A 17,908-nucleotide genomic window follows, 5' to 3' on the forward strand; every position below is an offset into this window, starting at 1 on the left:
TATTTGCTCATGCTCATTGGTGTGCCTAAAGAAATAAAAGTACAAGAATATCGAGTAGGCCTAGTACCTGAAAACGTACGTGAGCTAGTATCACGAGGTCATGAAGTGTTGGTAGAGACGGGTGCTGGTGTTGGCATTAGTGCAACAGATGAACACTATCTGGCGGCTGGCGCAACCATTGTTCATTCTGCACAAGCGCTATTTAAAACCGCGGAATTGATTGTTAAAGTCAAAGAACCACAAGTTGTGGAGAGGCAGTGGTTACAATCAGGCCAGATGCTATTTACTTATTTGCATTTGGCACCAGACCCGCAACAAGCGATTGACCTCATTGATTCGGGTGCAAGCTGTATTGCTTATGAGACAGTAACGGGTCGCGGTGGTTTGCCACTATTAGCGCCTATGTCTGAGGTGGCGGGTAGGCTTGCTGTGCAGGCAGGAGCGTATTTTCTTGAAAAAGCACATGGTGGTTTAGGCATATTGCTGGGCGGTATACCAGGTGTGGAACCTGCCATGGTTACCGTGATAGGTGGCGGTGTAGTAGGTGTGCATGCAATTGATGTTGCACTGGGTATGGGGGCTAATGTCACCGTGTTAGACCGCAATATAGATGTATTGCATAAGCTTCAAAAGCAGTTTGGTCATCGACTGCATACCGTTAGCTCAACAGCCGATGCGATTGAACAATACTGCGTGATGGCTGATTTAGTGATTGGTGCGGTTTTGATTCCTGGCGCATCTGCTCCTAAGCTGATTACCCGTGAAATAGTGTCGCGTATGAAATCTGGCAGTGTGATTGTCGATGTGGCGATAGATCAGGGCGGGTGCTGTGAAACCGCGCATCCCACCACGCATGATGCCCCGACTTATCTTGTGGATGGCGTGATTCATTACTGCGTCGCAAACATGCCTGGCTCTGTACCCCGCACTTCTACGTATGCGCTCAATAATGCCACACTGCCTTATGTAATTGCGCTGGCGGATAAGGGTTTACAAGCGTTACGAGATGATGAGGATCTGAGAAATGGCTTAAATATTCATCAAGGGAAAGTGACTAATCTACCTGTAGCCACTGCTTTGGGGTTTGCTTTTCATGCGCCAGCAGAAGTATTAGGTATACTGTAAATGCCCGATGGAAAATGTGTTTAATCGCTATGTTTAGTGCATGATTTTTAGCGCTTAACTTAAATAATGCCATTCAATTTTTGAAACTCAATAAGGCTATATTGCACTTTTCAGGTACTATTTGACCTCAACAAATTAAGACATAAAGTACCTAATGCAAAAAGAAGTTAAAGAGCGTTCAAATCTCGCGCTGGTCGCGGCTGTTCAATTGCCTAACGTCAGTGATGCCGAGTTTGAAGCCTCGCTCACCGAGCTACGCGAGCTAGCAAAAACCTTAGGTTACGATGTGGTAAAGACCTTTGTGCAGAAACGTGCAGGGTTTGATATCAAAGCTTATCTCGGTGAAGGTAAGCGTGAAGAGATTCGTGCTTTTGTTAATCATGAATCATATGAAGTTGAGTTTGATAAAGCGCCACCCAATATCAACGATTGGGAAATAGATACTGTACTAGTCGACCATGAAATCTCGCCATCACAAGCGCGTAATCTTGAAAAAGAGGTGGGCTGCGAGGTGATGGACCGCACCATGGTGATTTTGGAGATTTTTCACCGTAATGCCCGTTCTCGCGCAGCACGCGCACAAGTTGAAATCGCACGTTTAGGCTATATGGCGCCACGTCTGCGTGAAGCTGCAAAACTAGCTGGCCCTCAAGGCAGGCAGCGTAGTGGTGAAGGTGGGCGAGGTGCGGGTGAGTCACATACTGAGTTGGATAGACGTAAAATCCGTGATCGCATTGCTGAATTGCAGCAAGATATTCTCGCGATGGAAGCAGAACGTAAAACACAACGTGCGCGCAGGCAAGAGCGTCAGGGCTTGGCGGGTGTTGCACTGGTTGGCTACACCAACGCAGGTAAATCTACTTTAATGCGAGCACTGACAGGTAGTGAAGTACTAGTGGCCAATAAATTATTTGCCACACTCGATACCACTGTGCGTGCGCTTTACCCAGAGAGTATTCCACGTATTCTGGTAAGTGACACAGTTGGCTTTATTAAGAACTTACCGCACGGTCTTGTCGCTTCGTTTAAATCAACGTTAGATGAAGCATTGGATGCGTCGCTATTGCTACATGTGATTGATGCTAGCGACCCTGGATTTGAGCGTCAGCTTGAAGTGACCAATGAGGTGTTGAGCGAGATTGGTGCAGATGAGGTGCCGCGTATTCGTGTGTTCAATAAAATTGACTTTGTGGGAGACGCAACAGCACAGGCTGAGCTAGAAATCACCTTGCAGAGCCGTTATCCTGATTGTGTGGTGATGAGCGCTAGACGGCCTGAAGATGTAGCGATGCTACATAAAAAAATAGTCGAATTTTATCAGCAGGATCAAGTTGAGGCGGAACTGTTCTTACCTTGGGAAGCACAGCAGTTACGTAAAGATATTTATGCGACTTGCCAAGTGTTAGCCGAAACTTCTGACCATGAAGGCGCGTTTTTTAAAGTACGGGGAGAACCCAGTGCCATTAATAAGCTCACTGAAAGCGTTAAGTTAAGCCAAGGTATTAAATCAGTCTAATGAAAAATTTGATTGCGTAGCGTCCAGAAGGCTTTCGAATTGGTCGATAGTCACTGGTTTAGAGTATAAATAGCCTTGTGCAAAGTCACAGCCAGCGCTACGTAACAAATCGCGTTGCTCATTAGTTTCTACGCCCTCAGCAATCACTTTCATGCCAAGTTTGTGTGACATCTCGATAATCGCTTCGCACAATACCATATCACTAGAGTTGGGAGCGATATTAGAGGTGAATGAGCGGTCAATCTTAACGAAATCAATATCGAACTTTCGTAGGTAAGCTAGTGATGAATATCCAGTTCCAAAATCGTCAATCGCGATTTTCATCCCAGCCTCTCTGAATGCATTCAGTTGGTTAATCACAGAATCCCTAGCATCCAGTAACAGACCCTCTGTAATCTCGACAATAAAACTTTCACCAGATAAACCTAGTTGTTTTAACTGTTCTATCCAATTAGTGCAATTATCGTGCACACTTCTAAATTGCACAGGTGATTTATTGACGCTTACTTGCAGATTAGGATAACGTTGTTTCCATTTTGCAGTTTGGCTGGCAACTTCATTAAAAAGCCAATCACCAATATCTACAATTAAACCAGTATCTTCAGCCACTGGAATAAACTCATTGGGGCTGACTAAGCCTCGCGTTGGGTGTTGCCAGCGTATGAGTGCTTCTGCTTTAAAAACAGCACCTGTTGCAAGATCCACAATGGGTTGATAGTACACTCTAAACTGGTTGTCATTTAAAGCACCCCATAAATCGCTGATTAGGCGCATACGTTTTAATGCTTCTTCTTGCATAATCGGTGTGAAATACTGAAAACGGTTCCTTCCTTGCTCCTTAGCTGCATACATGGCTTGGTCTGCATTTTTGAGTAGCAGTTCTACCTCGTCTCCATCTTTAGGATAATTGCTAATGCCAATGCTGGTTGAAACGTGGATGACTTCATCGCCAAGATGAAAGGGTGTAGTCATCTTTTCTAAAATATCTTGAGCAATACGCTCTATATTGATTTGGCTATTGATATCACTCAGAATAATTGTAAACTCATCTCCGCCCATCCGTGCCACAGTATCAGATTCACGTACACAACTTTCTAAGCGTCGCGCAACACCTTTTAACAGCATGTCGCCGATATCGTGCCCAAGTGAATCGTTTACTTCTTTGAACTTATCTAAGTCTAAGAACATGAGCGTCACGCTTTGTCCAGTTCGTTGTGCTTTTTTAATATCTTGTCTTAAGCGGTCAAGAAACAGCACGCGGTTTGGTAGACCGGTTAATTGATCATAGTGTGCTAAATGCGTCACTTGAGCTTCTGATGTTTTGCGGTTTGTAATGTCGGTATGAGTGCCAATCATCCTAATCGGTTTTCCGTCTTCAGACCTAGTGACGACCATGCCACGGCTTAATGTCCATTTCCATGAGCCATCTTTGCAGCGTAGACGGAACTCTGAAACATAGATGTCTTTGTCCCCAGTAAAGTAGTCTTGTACATCACTTACTAATGTGTTCAAGTCGTCTGGATGTACCAATTCTCTACCAGCAGTAGCTGTAGGCGCTATTTCATTTTCAGTGTAGCCATAAATTTCATGCCACCGCGCAGAGCGAAAAACGTGGTCAGAAGGAATATCCCAATCCCACACACCATCGCCAGAACCTTCCAGCGCAAATTTCCAGCGCTCTTCACTTGCTTGTAGTGACTGTTCAACCAGTTTTTGTTGCTGTAGGGTTCTACGGAATAAAGAATATAGGATTACTGCTGTGACCAAAATAAAGGCGACACCTTTATAGGTGTTAAACAGTGAGAGTTCTTCATGATTAGCAATGAGCTTAAATAGCGCTGAGTCAGAAACAAATATCCAAAGCAGGCCTAACGCAAGGTAGATGCCTACGATGCGCAAGACGATTAAATCTAGCTTAGATATTATTTTGTTGAACAGCTGATTCACTACTGAGCCTTTTTAGACATATATACTGCATTGTAGATTGATTTTATATTGTGACAAGGTTTGGTTTTACGCAGTGATATTAAAGTAGTTGCAATGTTTGGTAGCGTACAGATTAAATATTGAGATGTAGATAAATTATGATAAGGATTGGTAGCCTACACACATTGCACTTAAGCGATTGATGATACCAACAGTATTAAAGCTGTGCTTTTAATTTCAATGTGAATCACTACATTTATAGAGAATGCTATCACATTCATCGGAAATAATGATGACGGTTGTCATTTTGGCTAAGTTGTTGATATGTCTTAAATAATATCTAATCTCCAAAAAACCATAGGCAATCACTGAGTAATAGCACTGAGGAGTAGCATATGAAAACCAGAATAGAATTTATGATGCCAAATTTGGAAACATCTATTCAAGTCAGAAGTGCATTGCTTGCTGGGTTGGTCGAGAATAAAGACATTCATTTCTTAGCAAACCAAGAGACTAATTTAGCTGATTTAAATAAGGCAAATGCAGCCGAGGGTAGTAACTTTCTTCATGAGGGTGAAAAAGGAATACTGTATGGCATGGGGTTTGGTTTGTTAGCCGGTTTATATGTCTTGTTTGTGCCAAGTTGGCTGACCTCTTCACCCACTTGGTATAGCCAATCACCTTGGTATATTGTGTTAATGGTCACTATATCGTTAGGTGCTATATTGACTGCGATAGGTGCGGCATTCTTGGGGGTTAATATTTTTAATACAGATCTTAGCAAATATAAAAATAGAATCGCAAAAGGTGAGATATTGATGATTGTGTCAACTGACTTGTATACGATTGCTAAAATTCGTAAGATCGTGAAAGACAGTCTAAAAATGCAGACGCTAATAAAACTAGAAAAAGGCCTAAGCTGAATTAAGCCGTCTTGTAGTTTACTCATGTTGAATTGCAGTGACTATCTCAGCGGGTGTCATGCAGCGATCTTTAAACAAACTCCTTTAGTAAGCTTTTTACAAAGTCTGCACGCAGATTAATTGCTTCAAATTCTACTGAAACTCTGAGCTTATCTGGCCCATTCATGCGGCATCTTCTGTCACGTTGTAAAAGATTAATTAACTTGAGCGGGTCTATATCGGCTTTAGGGTTAAATTGTAGTTGAATCGCTGCATCCGAGGCGTCAATCTTAATGATACCTAATGGCTTTGCGGCAATACGCAGGCGGTGGCAAGCGATTAATGCTTCGCCCTGCTCAGGCAGTAAGCCAAAGCGATCAATCAGCTCTTCTTGCAAGTTATCTAAACTATCGTCGTCGTTGCAGTTAGCCAAGCGTTTATAGATGACCAAACGTTCATGCACGTCTGGACAGTACTCGTTGGTGAGCAGTGCAGGGGTATGTAGATTGATTTCTGTGGTCACGCCTAATGGTGCGTTTAGGTCTGGTTCTTTGCCAGCTTTCAGTTGTTTCACAGCGTGGTTCAACATATCAGCATATAAATTAAAGCCGATTTCTTGCATCTCACCGCTTTGTGAGTCGCCAAGCAATTCACCTGCGCCACGAATCTCTAAGTCGTGCATCGCAAGGTGGAACCCCGCGCCAAGGTCTTCCATCAATTGAATCGCATCTAGGCGTTTTTGTGCCTGTACTGTGATTTTACGGCCAGCTTCCGTGAGCAGGTAGGCGTAGGCTTGATGATGCGAGCGTCCTACACGGCCACGCAGTTGATGCATTTGCGCTAGGCCAAACATATCTGCTTTGTTCATGATGATGGTATTAGCCGTTGGCACATCAATACCAGTTTCGATAATGGTGGTGCAAAGCAATAGATTGTAGCGTTGGTGATAAAAGTCACGCATCACATGCTCTAGCTCACGTTCGCGTAACTGTCCGTGGGCAACGGCAATGCGTGCATCTGGCAGAATACGCTCAAGTTTTTCGCGCATAGAGTGTATGGTATCCACTTCATTATGCAGGAAGTAAACCTGACCGCCACGTTTAAACTCACGGGTCACCGCTTCGCGGATGATGCCTTCTGAATATTCGGTATGGAATGTTTTGATGCTTAGGCGTTTTTGCGGTGGTGTGGCAATCACACTAAACTCACGCAAGCCTTCCATTGCCATGCTTAATGTACGCGGAATAGGGGTTGCTGTCAGTGTCAGTACATCAACCTCTGCACGTAATGCCTTGAGTTGTTCTTTTTGGCGCACGCCAAAACGGTGCTCTTCATCCAGAATCGCTAAACCCAGATTTTTGAACTTGACGTCTTTTTGAATTAAACGATGAGTGCCGATAATAATATCAATTTCACCAGCCTCTAGCCCACGTAAAGCTTCAGCCTGTTCTTTTGCTGTTCTAAAACGTGATATTTCTGCGATTTTAATCGGCCACTCGGCAAAGCGGTCACTGAAGTTATTGAAATGCTGTTCTGCCAGCAGGGTGGTCGGTACGAGCACCGCAACTTGACGGCCACCCATCACGGCAACAAATGCTGCGCGTAGTGCAACTTCGGTTTTACCAAAACCAACATCGCCACATACCAACCTATCCATCGGACGGCCTGATTGCATGTCTTTAATGACGTTTTCAATCGCTTCCAGTTGGTCTGGCGTTTCTTCAAACGGAAAGCCCTCGCTGAATGCTTCGTAATCTTGCAGGCTTAAAGTGAAAGCATGGCCACGTCTTGCAGCACGTTGCGCATAAAGATTCAGTAACTCAGCCGCAGTGTCGCGGATTTGTTTCAGTGCTTTTTTCTTAGCTTTTTCCCAACTGCCACTGCCTAAACGGTGTAATGGGGCGGATTCTGGGGGTCCACCAGAGTAACGTGAGATGATAAATAACTGTGATACTGGCACATATAGCTTATCGTCACCGTAATACTCTAACAGTAAGAACTCAGTTTCACCTTCGCCTAGGTCTAGGTTAATTAAGCCTTTATAACGACCTACGCCATGTTGCTCGTGCACGACAGGGTCGTTGATACGCAACTCAGATAAGTCTTTGAGCATGCCTTCTGTACTGCGGGCTTTTTCTTTCTCTCGACGACGCTGTTGGCGCACGGTGGCAGCATATAATTCTGCCTCAGTAATGATAGCAATCGATTGTGCGTGGTTATCTTTAAAAGCGACACCACTGTGTAGTGCGCTAACACCCAACATCACATGTGCATCACTGGCTTGAAACTCAGCCCAGGTTTCGCAGATGGCAACTTTTAAGCCATGTTCTGCAAATAACTGGCTCATGGTTTCACGACGACCAAGGCTTTCAGCCACAATGAGGATGCGGCCTTTAAATTCAGTGATAAACGTGGTTAATTTATGTATTGGTTGCTCTGCACGGCGCTCAATATCAAGTGCTGGCAACGTGCTAGTGGTTTTTCCGGCTTCCAAAGTACCACTAGTGAGTACCACTCTGGCAAAGGTATGTGTTGCACTGAAAAAATCTTCAGTTTTAATCAGCAGTTTTTCTGGCGGTAGTAATGGACGCTCAGCATCATGGGCCAATGTACGGTAGCGAGATTGTGCCTCTCGCCAAAACTGCTGCGCACTTGAGTCTAGGTCGCCATGCAGGCATAGCAGACTGTCAGTTGCCAAATAATCAAGCAGTGTGGCGGTTTGTTCAAAAAATAGGGGTAAATACCACTCAATACCACCAGAGGCGATACCTTTGCTCACATCTTTATAGATTTTTGCGCGTTGCGGGTCGCCTTCAAATGTTTCGCGAAATTGGCTACGGAACAGCGCAATCCCCGTTTCATCTAGTGGAAACTCACGTGCTGGCAGTAAACGTATTTCTGGCACAGGGTAAAGGCTGCGCTGTGTGTCTACGTCAAAAGTGCGGATGGATTCAATTTCATCGTCAAACAGATCAATCCGGTATGGCAGTGCAGAACCCATCGGGAATAAATCCACTAAACCACCGCGCACACTGAACTCACCGTGAGAGATTACCTGCGTAACATGGTGATAACCCGCTTCTGCACATTGCATACGTAGTGCTTCAATATCTAGTGTCTGCCCTTTTTTGAGCATAAACGTATTGGCACTTAGATAAGCCTTAGGGCTTAAGCGAATGAGCGCTGTTGCCAACGGCACAATGACGACATCACATGCGTTTTGCGCGATATGGTAGAGCGTGGTGAGGCGATCTGAAATTAAGTCTGGATGCGGTGAAAACTGGTCATAAGGTAATGTTTCCCAATCCGGTAGTAAATGCACGGATAAGCTTGGTGCAAAGTAAGGGATTTCCTCTAATAGCCTCTGCGCATCAAATCCGCCCGCAGTGATTATCACTAAGGGTTGATTAGGTTTCTGCGTTTTAGATTGCATGGCCAACATAGCTAGTGCAAAAGCATCTTCGCCACTGTTTTTGAGTGTTAGCCGATTTGCTTGGCCTTTATTAGGGATTGGCAGGGTGTTCTGCGTCATGGGGTTATGATTTTGTTGCGATGAGAAAGGGCAGATTATAACGGCTGTTAGGGAATCTCCGTTATAAATTCTGCGTTATAAATTCTATGTTAATTTAAGCAGTGCCACCTACCGTTAAGCCGTCAATCTTCAAGGTTGGTTGCCCAACACCTACTGGCACACTTTGTCCTTCTTTGCCGCAAGTGCCCACGCCCGAGTCAAGTGACATGTCGTTACCAATCATGGAAACACGTTTCAGTACATCAGGGCCATTGCCAATGAGTGTAGCGCCTTTTACTGGGTAGGTAATTTTACCGTCTTCGATCATATAAGCTTCTGCGGCACTAAATACAAACTTGCCGCTAGTAATATCGACCTGACCACCACCAAAATTAGCCGCATATAAGCCTTTTTTGACAGATTTGATGATTTCTTCAGGCGGTAGCGTGCCATTAAGCATGTAGGTATTGGTCATGCGCGGCATTGGAATATGCGCATAACTTTCGCGGCGTGCATTGCCTGTAAGTGGCATGTTCATCAGGCGTGCATTTAAGGTGTCTTGAATATAACCACGCAAGATACCATCTTCAATCAATACAGTTCTGTTAGTAGGGTTGCCTTCGTCATCCATGCTAAGTGAACCACGACGGTCTGCAATCGTACCATCATCTACAATGGTAATGCCTTTTGCAGCGACTTGCTGCCCAATCATATTGCTAAAGGCAGAACTGCCTTTGCGATTAAAGTCACCTTCTAAACCGTGACCAATTGCCTCATGTAATAAAATGCCAGGCCAGCCAGCCCCTAAAACCACTGTCATGCTACCAGCTGGGGCAGGGCGCGCATCTAAATTAACCAGTGCTTGATGCACTGCTTTTTGTGCGTATTCGTGTAGGACTTCATCCGTGAAATAACTGTAATCAAAACGACCACCACCACCAGCTGAACCTTGCTCGCGACGACCGTTGCTTTCAGCAATGACGTTAATGCCAACGCGGACTAGTGGCCGAATGTCTGCAGCCATTACACCGTCATGACGTGCCACCATGACCACTTCATACTCACCAGCAATCGATGCAGTGACTTGCGTGATACGTGGATCTAGTTTTCTCGCAATTGACTCTAAATGCTCTAAAAGTTTCACTTTTGCATCTGCTGATAGAGAAGCAATCGGATCTTGCGGAAGATATAACTGTGGTGCTTGTGGCTTAATAATTGAGCTGGCCGTTTGTTCATTACCCAAGCTGGAAATCGATTTCGTCGCTTTAGCTGCTTCTACTAATGCTTTTAAATTAATATCATCCGAGTAGGCGAAGGCTGTTTTCTCACCGCTCACTGCACGGACACCAACACCTTGGTCGATTGAGAAATTACCAGATTTCACCTGACCTTCTTCTAGCCCCCAGCTTTCACTGCGGCTATATTGAAAATATAGGTCAGCATAGTCAATTTGATGAGACATCATGTCTGCGAGTACATTTTGTAATTTCGCTACATCTAAGTTTGCTGGTGCAAGCAACGCTTCTGTCGCGGCATCAAAATGCGAACCTTTGATAAGGTTGGAGTGCTGTAGTGATGATTCAGTTTTCATGAGTTCATTTTCAAAAAATATTCGGTAAGCAAAAGTAATGAGTTGAACTGTTTTATAACAAGCGTTTACTTTTAGTAAGCACTTTTTTATCAACACATCTAGGCAAAAAATCTACTCAGCTATTTAATATACACTAGTACACAGCGTACAGCATTCAAGCAGGGCTGCACGTGATTCAGATATTTAGCTAGATGAAATTTGAGTGTAACGTCGCCAGCAATATTCACGCGTCAGTATCGCTAGCGCAACAATCACGCCTAAAATATTGATGCGTACCGTTATCCGACAACCTTAATGGTGCGATGTTTCAATGCAGGCAAACTTTTTCTTAAACTTTCCTGATATTTCGGGTTCATGGTTGCCATGACAACGCCTGAGCCGCGTGGTAAACGATCAAGCACAACACCCCATGGGTCTACAATCATACTGTTGCCGTGTGTTTCACGTCCTGATATGTGGTAACCACCTTGTGCAGGTGCAATCACATAGCTTAGATTTTCTATCGCACGTGCACGAATCAGGCTTTCCCAGTGGGCCTTACCTGTCGTATCGGTAAAAGCAGAAGGTACGACGATGATGTTGACCTCGCCCATTGCCCTGTATAGTTCAGGGAAGCGCAAATCATAGCAAATCGATAAGCCAATTTTACCGAACGGACTGTCGATCACTTTGATTGTGTCGCCAGCTTCAATCGTTTTTTCTTCGGTGTAATGTTCATTGCCAAGCTTTAGACCAAACAGATGAATTTTATCGTAGCGCGCAACTTGCTTACCTTTGTCATCAAACACCAAGCAGCTGTTGCGCACTTTGTTTGGAAAGTTACTGACTAAGGGCACAGAGCCGCCAATTAACCAGACTTTATGTTTTTTTGCAGTTTTGCTTAAAAAATCCTGAATCGGACCTTTACCTTCTTCTTCACGGGCAGCCACTTTGTCAGATTCTTTTAAGCCCATAATGGCAAAGTATTCCGGCAGTACAATCAGCTTTGCGCCTTGGTTTGCTGCAATTTCAATCAGGCGCTCTGCTTCACTTAGATTGGCACTGACATAAGGACCCGATGCCATTTGAATGCCAGCCATTTTAATAATACCTTTAGTGGTATTTTGGCTGCTGAGTTTAGCTTTGGTAGTTGTTACGCGAGAAGTAATGGCCATGTCATATCCAAACAGTTTTTTAAATTCTTTTTATAGCTAATAAGCACTTATTTTTTAATTGATTAGTGGGTTATCCTGATTACTTTTAGGCTCGTTTTCAGGTTTTACCTCTTGAGGATTGTCCCAAGAGCCTATGATTTCATAATCAGTTGATACAATTTTGTTTAAAGGGTCTTTTAGCACTTTTTGGGCTAAAAATGCCACAGCACCAGCTAATGGACCACCAGCCAAAGCGGCAAGCGAAATGCTATCACTAATCCTAGGCGAAACGTTAACAAAAAGATGTTGCGTCTCTTTTTGGAGATTGGTTTCACCTTTAATGCTGACATCAGCCGCAGGACCTGCCATTTTAAAGTTGTCGCTACGCATGATGCCCCGATCAATTTTAACGGTTGCATTGATTTTGTCAAAAGCAAAGCCATTGCTAAACAAATCTTTAAAATCTAATGACAGACGTCTTGGTAAGCTTTGCAGGCTGAGTAAGCCCAGCAGTCTACCTACGCCTGGTTGTACTTGTAAAATCTGGCCTTTACGCACGTCAAACTTCAGCTCGCCACTGAGGCGTGTTGTATCAAATTGATGGGGGCTGCCAGGCCAATGCAGTTGTCCGCTGAGTTTACCTTCGCCATCTTTAATCGTATCGGCATAGCCTAACCTGCTCAGCGTTTTACCTAGATCTTTGATATCCCATCTAATATTAAGATAGGTGTTTGGATTTCTTACCCAGTTATTCCATTGTCCTTCCGCACTAATAGTACCTTCAGGGGTAATGAATTTTATTTTCTGGATATCCCAGTTGTCATTTTCTGGATAAGCAATCACCTCTAAGCTTCCAAGGTTCTTTTTATGAAACTCAAAGTTATCCGCAATAATGTCGAGAGCAGGATAGTCTTGCTCCAGTTTGGTAAATTGTTTTACATTAGTCATGTCTGCAACATCACTAGGCACTGATAGCTGGTCTGGTGCAGTTTCTGGAATGGTGAAGTTGCTTAAACGAGCGATCAACTTGCCATTTTTCTGATCTATCCATTGCAAGTTACCCGTAATCTCTTTACTTTGAATAGTAATTCGCAAATTGTTTGTATTGCTAAGTTCAGTAATATTGACTTGGTTAAGACGTCGATTAAAGATGTCGAGTGCCTTAATCGATAGCGCTACTTTTTGAATGGGGAGTTTAGGCTGTTGTTTTGTAGTGTCTGATAAGTTTTTTACGACATAACGCCATGCATCTGCGTTTAGGTAATCTAAGTTGCCTGTTAAGGAAATGCCTGTTGGCTTGCCTGATTCATTAGAGACTGAAGGCTCAACTTTAATATCACCCCCTAATTGAATGTTGGCATTATTCAACTCAAACTTGCCGTCATTTAATACGCTGGTGATTTTTGCACCAGCTTTATTGCCAATGTTGATAAAAGTGTTGCTCACATTAGGTTCTTGTCTTTTATCAACACGCAGGCTTAGGGCTTGGCTTGCAGATTTATCGAATGGCGCGGGTAGGCGAGAAGTAATACCTGTTAAATCTGAGCGGATGCTAATACTAATGCGTGGTTTCTGAATCAGAATGTCGCCAATCCAATCTGTGCCACCGCTAATGTAGTCGCTCGCTTTTGCTAGCGACTGTTCTTTTAGCATTTGTTTGATACTGCTGTCGCTCAGCTTGCCTCTTGCCAGTATACGTATGGATTTGTCTTTAGCTGTACTTAAGTTAAAGGCAAGTGGAGAACCAAACGCTAATGCTTTAATATTTTTGGCACTTAAGCTATTTTCTGTGAACTCCAGATTACCGTTAATTTGGGTGAGCGTTGGGATATCTTCACTTTCCATTTTTCCGTTAGTAATCTGATATAGCCCTTTATATTTAGAGGCGTCTAAATCTTCTAATGGAATACTTAACCCTAAGCTAAGCTTGCCTGTACCACTTGTTTTGAGATTGTCAGTAAACCCCTCTGTGAGTGTATGTACTGGGCTTTTATTCACAAAAACAATACCTTCGCTGACGGGGCCTTGTAGCTCAGATTGGATGCTCAGGATAGGGTAGTCCGCATCTAATTGAGCGATGGTTGTTTTACTTTTAATGATTTGATTGCCAAATATATGCCCAGTATGCGCATTGAGCTCCATGCGGTTACCCTCAAATAAGAGATCTAGGCCTAATTTCTCGATGACAGGCCAGTCTGTACCATACTCTAAAAGAGCATCACTGACCTTCGCCGTTACCCTGAACAAGCCTTGTTTGGTATCTAGATTATTTTTGCTATCTACAAATGGAAAGTCAGCTAATCGGCCTTTTACGATTAAATTAACATCGTTAGCGGTGCCTTCTAATATTGAGGTGTCCAACCAATTGAGAGTGGTTTCACCCAGCATGGTTGGATAGTAAAACTTGGCATACTTCGCATTGCCATGATTAAATTTACCTTTTAAATCAAGGAATCCACCTTTTTTTCCATCCATCAGATAACTTGCATCAACAGTGCCAGATAAATGCGGACTATTCATCTTTAATGAATTGACATTGATTTCTGTTTGGTGGTCATCAATGTTCCAAGTGACTTTACCCTCAAGCGTATTGAAAGGGATCGGCCAACGTAATATGCCTTTCATTTCTAAATTTGCTTGATGTGTATCTAGTCGTAAAGAGCCTGATTTTTGGTTTGCACTAAGCTCGCCAGATAGGTTGTTAAAGCCAGGGATATTTTCGTATGCAGTTAAATTTAAACGATTAAACTTGGTATTTAATTGGTAGGTTTTTGTGACATTGTTTTGTGCTTCCCATACGATATTCAGGTCTTCTAACTCACCTTGCGGATTTGCCGCATTGATAAATGCCAGAAGCTTTTCAGGAATTGGTAGTTGGGATAAGGTTGTTTGAATGTTAGTCAACCCTAAGCCTGGCATGCTCAGGTTGAAGTTTTGTTCACCTTTAATCGTTTGGCTGTAGTTCGCTGAAAGCGCTTTGATGTTAAAGCCGTTGGCGGTGCTTGCATTAAGCGCATTCACACTTAAAGAATGACCAAACTTGCTTGCAGTGCCTAGTAGCTTACTTTTGTTTAGGTTTTTCCAGGCAATGTTTCCAGATAGCTTGTCTAACATTAATGGTGCAAGATCTGGTTTTGTTTGTAGTTGTATATTTTCTAATGCAACATGACTGTTGATTGATTGTAATTGGTGATTGGAGAAATTAATCGTTACATCTGTACTGCCTGTGCCTGCACTTAAATTGATTGGGTAATCTACCCATGTTTTGTATGCGGCTAGATCAGCATTTTTAAGTTGCAGACGCACTTTACCATCCCAGTCTTGGGTTTTGCTGACGTCGCTTCCATAAAAGCTACCACTGAGCAGAATTGGCTGTATGCTGCCGACTGATGGTGAAGCGCTAGCGCTGAAGCTGTGATTTCTTATGAGGCTTCTCCAAGGTGGGCTTAAAATCTCCAAATTGAGGTTATTTAAACTTAGTTCAGGCGCGTTTCTGAGTTCGTCTAACCAGAGCACTTTAGCATTGGTGATGGCTAGTTTGTTTTGCCTTAACAACCAATTGGCTAAGTCAGGTTTTGATTCTCCGGCGGTACTAATGCCTGCGACAAAAATTTCGCCCTTGGTATTGCGGCGTATGGTGAGCTCTGGGTCATGAATAATGAGCTCGGCTAAATGTGGCTCTAGCAGCGGAACGCTTAGCCATGACACCGCAACCTCAATATTTTTTAACTGTAGCGCTGAGCGATCTTGCGCATCGAATATATCGATATTACTTAACACTAAATGAGGATTAATTCCTTGCCAGTTGGCTTTGATGTCACCAATGACGACTTTTTGATTTGCAGATTTGCTGGCAAAACGGGCAATTTCATCTTTATGTTGGCCAATATTCGGCATTAGCCAGAAATGAATAGTGAGTGCGATAGCAAGCACGATGATCGCTGAAACGCCAGCTACCCATAACATTGCTCGATAAACCCAAAGTAGAGATTTTTTAACCATTGATAATGTGGGTTTTATTTTTAATATATTAGTCCTGCATTTTACTTGAATATTGTGTATATAGATTGATAATCACGGTGCTGCGACTGTAAAACTGCGTAAATTTTCACAAATCTATCCTAAAAGTAAAAGAGTGTTTAAGCGTATGCATAGTAATCATTTAGAATAACAAACTTGTCAGCTTGGTGATAAGTAATAGTTGCGCTTTCATTATGCTAACAATGACTGAGTGAAGCTTATGTAATTCACCAGTTTTGTTCAATTTAATTCATATGGTTATCTCTTGATTCAATTTAAACAACTTACTTTAACGCGCGGCCTTAAAATTTTAATCCAAGGCGCATCCATGCAGTTTCATCCTGGCCATAAAGTTGGCTTAACAGGCGCTAATGGGGCGGGTAAATCTTCTCTTTTTGCCATGTTGCGAGGTGAAGTGCACCCTGAGCAAGGCGATTTGGAAATGCCAGTAAGCTGGGTGGTGGCACACGTTGCACAAGAAACCCCCGCTTTAGCCATGCCTGCTATTGAGTTTGTGCTGGATGGCGATGCAGAATTACGTGAAATTGAAGCAGGATTAGTGGCTGCGGAGGCGAATCATCAAGGTGAACTCATTGCAGAGTTGCACCAGCGTTTAACCGATATTGATGGCTACAGTGCAAAGGCACGAGCGTCTGAGTTATTGAATGGTCTAGGTTTTAGTCAAGTCGCGCTACAGCAGCCTGTCTCAACTTTTTCAGGTGGCTGGCGCGTTCGCTTGAATTTAGCACGTGCTTTGATGTGTCGTTCCGATTTATTACTGCTTGATGAACCAACCAACCATTTAGACTTAGACGCAGTCATTTGGCTTGAAGGCTGGTTGCAGAGTTACCGCGGCACGTTGTTATTAATTTCGCATGATAGAGACTTCCTAGATGCAATTGTGAACCACATTGCGCACATTGAGCAGCAAACATTAACGCTTTATCGCGGTGGTTACTCTGATTTTGAGCGCCAACGTGCTGAAAAACTGGCATTACAGCAAGCCATGTTTGAAAAGCAACAACGCAAAGTTGCCCATTTACAGAGCTATATTGATCGCTTTCGTGTACAGGCTACTAAAGCGCGCCAGGCGCAAAGCAGAATTAAAGCGCTTGAGCGTATGGAGATGATTTCTGCAGCACACGTAGATTCACAATTCGGATTTGAATTTAGAGCGCCAATTGCAGCGCCTGACCCTTTGCTAGTGCTGGATGGCATGAGCGTGGGCTACCAGCACAAACCATTGATTAGCAATATTGAACTAGCCATTAGGCCAGGTGAACGCATTGGATTACTAGGAAAAAATGGCGCAGGTAAAACCACGCTCATTAAATTATTAGCGCATGAGCTTGCACCACTTGGCGGCAAACGGGTAGAAGGCAAAGACCTTAATATTGGCTACTTTGCACAGCATCAGCTTGAGCAACTGCGTCCTGACGACTCGCCGTTGCAACACATGATGAAGCTGGACCCACTCACCCGCGAGCAAGAGCACCTTAATTATTTAGGTGGTTTTGACTTTAAAGGGGAGATGGCTAGGGCTCCTTGTGCTAACTTCTCAGGCGGTGAGAAGTCACGCTTGGCATTGGCTTTATTAATTTGGACTCGGCCTAATTTGTTATTGCTAGATGAGCCAACTAACCATTTAGATTTGGAAATGCGTCATGCGCTGACGCTTGCTTTACAAGACTTTGAAGGTGGCGTTATCTTGGTGTCGCATGATAGAGCCTTGCTGCGAGCCACCTGTGATGAATTTATTTTGGTGGCAGATGGTAAAGCCGTGCAGTTTGATGGCGACTTGGAAGATTATAGCCAATGGCTAAATGAACAGCGTATCAAAGAAAAGCAGCTGAACCAGGCAGTTGCAACAGATGACCCAAATAAAAATGCTAATAAAAATAATCGTGCAGCCAATAAAGCGGAGCGTCAGGCTAGAATTGTAGAGCGCCGCCCGCTGTTAAAAGAGCTTGAGCAAATTGAACGCAATATGGCACAGTGGCAAACGGATAAAAAACTGTGTGACGAGCAGTTGAATGATGCAGACCTTTATACCAGCGCTGATAAGTCGGTACTGCAACAGCTTTTAAAAACACAAGCGACACTGACCACTCAATTGGAAACCGCAGAAGAGCGCTGGTTAACCTTACATGAGATGTTAGAGGCAATCCCTGCATTGGACTAATG

General features: G+C 43.6%; 9 protein-coding genes. 4 read left to right on the plus strand and 5 right to left on the minus strand.

All coding sequences use genetic code 11. The features are described 5' to 3' along the window. The first annotated feature begins 9 nt into the window (after nucleotides 1–9). Together ald and hflX are read left to right on the plus strand one after the other, a co-directional pair. Nucleotides 10–1,125, plus strand: coding sequence for an alanine dehydrogenase (gene ald / locus A391_RS0105895; RefSeq protein ID WP_019898053.1), 1,116 nt, complete (start codon nucleotides 10–12; stop codon nucleotides 1,123–1,125). A 154-nt stretch (nucleotides 1,126–1,279) separates the two neighbouring features. Beyond that, nucleotides 1,280–2,641 (plus strand): GTPase HflX, encoded by a 1,362-nt coding sequence (hflX, locus tag A391_RS0105900; protein WP_019898054.1) that lies wholly within the window; start codon nucleotides 1,280–1,282, stop codon nucleotides 2,639–2,641. Here hflX and A391_RS0105905 read toward each other — a convergent pair. After that, nucleotides 2,633–4,588, minus strand: coding sequence for a putative bifunctional diguanylate cyclase/phosphodiesterase (locus A391_RS0105905; RefSeq protein WP_019898055.1), 1,956 nt, complete (start codon nucleotides 4,586–4,588; stop codon nucleotides 2,633–2,635). The genes hflX and A391_RS0105905 overlap by 9 nt on opposite strands. Before the next feature lie 374 nt (nucleotides 4,589–4,962). Between A391_RS0105905 and A391_RS13760 the strand changes: the two genes are divergently transcribed. Then, entirely contained in the window at nucleotides 4,963–5,490 is a 528-nt protein-coding gene (locus A391_RS13760; RefSeq protein WP_019898057.1) for a hypothetical protein, read from the plus strand. Between the two features lie 70 nt (nucleotides 5,491–5,560). On the opposite strand, the gene mfd is transcribed toward A391_RS13760, so the two are convergent. The 4 genes from mfd to A391_RS0105930 all read right to left on the minus strand — a co-directional run bounded on the left by mfd (nucleotide 5,561) and on the right by A391_RS0105930 (nucleotide 15,706). After that, the gene (mfd, locus tag A391_RS0105915; protein WP_019898059.1) at nucleotides 5,561–9,001 is read right to left on the minus strand and encodes a transcription-repair coupling factor; all 3,441 of its coding nucleotides are present in this window, start codon (nucleotides 8,999–9,001) and stop codon (nucleotides 5,561–5,563) included. A 94-nt stretch (nucleotides 9,002–9,095) separates the two neighbouring features. Further along, complete coding sequence (gene tldD / locus A391_RS0105920; protein ID WP_029144024.1) at nucleotides 9,096–10,571, minus strand: metalloprotease TldD; 1,476 nt, start codon at nucleotides 10,569–10,571, stop codon at nucleotides 9,096–9,098. A gap of 278 nt (nucleotides 10,572–10,849) precedes the next feature. Further along, nucleotides 10,850–11,725: a carbon-nitrogen hydrolase family protein gene (locus A391_RS0105925; protein WP_019898062.1), complete on the minus strand. Its 876-nt coding sequence runs from the start codon at nucleotides 11,723–11,725 to the stop codon at nucleotides 10,850–10,852. Between the two features lie 54 nt (nucleotides 11,726–11,779). Further along, entirely contained in the window at nucleotides 11,780–15,706 is a 3,927-nt protein-coding gene (locus tag A391_RS0105930) for a YhdP family protein (RefSeq protein WP_019898064.1), read from the minus strand. A 283-nt stretch (nucleotides 15,707–15,989) separates the two neighbouring features. Here A391_RS0105930 and A391_RS0105935 point away from each other — a divergent pair, with 283 nt between their 5' ends. Continuing rightward, nucleotides 15,990–17,906, plus strand: coding sequence for an ATP-binding cassette domain-containing protein (locus A391_RS0105935; protein ID WP_019898066.1), 1,917 nt, complete (start codon nucleotides 15,990–15,992; stop codon nucleotides 17,904–17,906). The last annotated feature ends 2 nt before the right edge of the window (nucleotides 17,907–17,908 follow it).

It is taken from the genome of Methylotenera mobilis 13 (assembly GCF_000384255.1).
GTDB lineage: Bacteria > Pseudomonadota > Gammaproteobacteria > Burkholderiales > Methylophilaceae > Methylotenera > Methylotenera mobilis_B.

Coding starts and splice junctions, on each gene's coding strand:
- tldD (WP_029144024.1), bottom strand. CDS start 10,571: ATGAAAACTGAATCATCACTACAGCACTCCAACCTTATCAAAGGTTCG.
- A391_RS0105925 (WP_019898062.1), bottom strand. CDS start 11,725: ATGGCCATTACTTCTCGCGTAACAACTACCAAAGCTAAACTCAGCAGC.
- mfd (WP_019898059.1), bottom strand. CDS start 9,001: ATGACGCAGAACACCCTGCCAATCCCTAATAAAGGCCAAGCAAATCGG.
- ald (WP_019898053.1), top strand. CDS start 10: ATGCTCATTGGTGTGCCTAAAGAAATAAAAGTACAAGAATATCGAGTA.
- A391_RS0105930 (WP_019898064.1), bottom strand. CDS start 15,706: ATGGTTAAAAAATCTCTACTTTGGGTTTATCGAGCAATGTTATGGGTA.
- A391_RS13760 (WP_019898057.1), top strand. CDS start 4,963: ATGAAAACCAGAATAGAATTTATGATGCCAAATTTGGAAACATCTATT.
- hflX (WP_019898054.1), top strand. CDS start 1,280: ATGCAAAAAGAAGTTAAAGAGCGTTCAAATCTCGCGCTGGTCGCGGCT.